The 1116-nt window shown below is 36.5% G+C and carries 1 protein-coding gene; it reads right to left on the reverse strand.

The window, feature by feature from the left end; genetic code table 11:
- Positions 1-201: 201 nt before the first annotated feature.
- The gene (locus tag PSI06_RS20975; RefSeq protein WP_051063381.1) at positions 202-546 is read right to left on the reverse strand and encodes a hypothetical protein; all 345 of its coding nucleotides are present in this window, start codon (positions 544-546) and stop codon (positions 202-204) included.
- Between the last annotated feature and the right edge of the window lie 570 nt (positions 547-1116).

The following is a 1116-nucleotide window of genomic DNA, read 5'->3' on the forward strand; positions in this document are numbered from 1 at the left end:
AACTGAATCAATAGTCTAATTATATAAATATCAGTATATTAAGTGAACTAAATGTATAGATTAATAGATCATAAGCAGAACATACTTAGACCAAAAGGTGATCAGAGTTTTCACACAGTCTGTGCCACTTCCGGACGTTCGTAACGACTCGTTAAAAGCCAACTGTTTTTGTCCTTTTAAACGACTTCTTAGCAGTTGACTCTACCTAGGTTCGCCTGACTTTATTAACGTGTACCGCTCATCTGTCCATGAGAACTCCGATAGAGCAAGAAAAACGGCATTGTACTTTTTTAATTTTTTAACAGATTCTAATGAAAAACAGCCTCCAACAACTATTAAAGTATCTTGGCTCGGCTCTCCAAACTTTTTTAATGCTTTTTCTGTAAGGTTACTTTTTATCACATCTTTTCTATTATGTGGAAAAGTAATCAAAGTACATTTTTCAGAAAACTGAGGTTCACAAGCTGCCGCTAAGCTCTTGTACTCAGTTGGTACACGATCTTTAATAATATGTGCTTCAATGCTTCTAATTATGCGAAATTTCATATCGACTGCTAACGCCCGCATAAACTGCGGAACATGCTGGACGCTTTTTTGCGTCATTTTCTTTTAAGCAAAAAATCGGACAATGTAGGGCGTCAGATTTAATGCGCTTGTTAAACTTATAATCGGGTTTGCTCATCTTTCGCTGTTAGTTTCTCAGAATGCTTGATGATTTCTGTGGGAAGTCCAGTGGTGCAGTACAAAAGCCTAACAAACAGAAACCCACATACTTTGCCTAATTTGACAGTAACGTATTAGACCATCAGATTTAACACGTTTCTGTCTAACAACGAGTTTACCCGATCGTCCGCTTATAGCTCAAAGCCGCCCTTAAAAAACCAAAGATGCCAATAACTACTAAGTTGAAGTGTTAGTAAAACAGTAATTTTAATAACTACACATAAAAAAGCGAGTAAATATAAATCTACTCGCTTTATAATTTCGACTGATCTGACTCCATAAAAGTAGACACCTATTTAGGAGTCAGTTCTCATGAAAGTAAAAGCGTTTCGTAAACATACAGAGGAATTTAAAAGAAAAGTGGTGCAGGAGTCATTAGACTCACACGGTACC

The sequence above is a fragment of the Pseudoalteromonas sp. GABNS16E genome, assembly GCF_028598715.1.
GTDB classification, from domain to species: domain Bacteria; phylum Pseudomonadota; class Gammaproteobacteria; order Enterobacterales; family Alteromonadaceae; genus Pseudoalteromonas; species Pseudoalteromonas atlantica.

Bases quoted from the DNA above. Each gene is read 5' to 3' on its own strand.
- PSI06_RS20975 (WP_051063381.1), bottom strand. From the start codon at position 546: ATGAAATTTCGCATAATTAGAAGCATTGAAGCACATATTATTAAAGAT.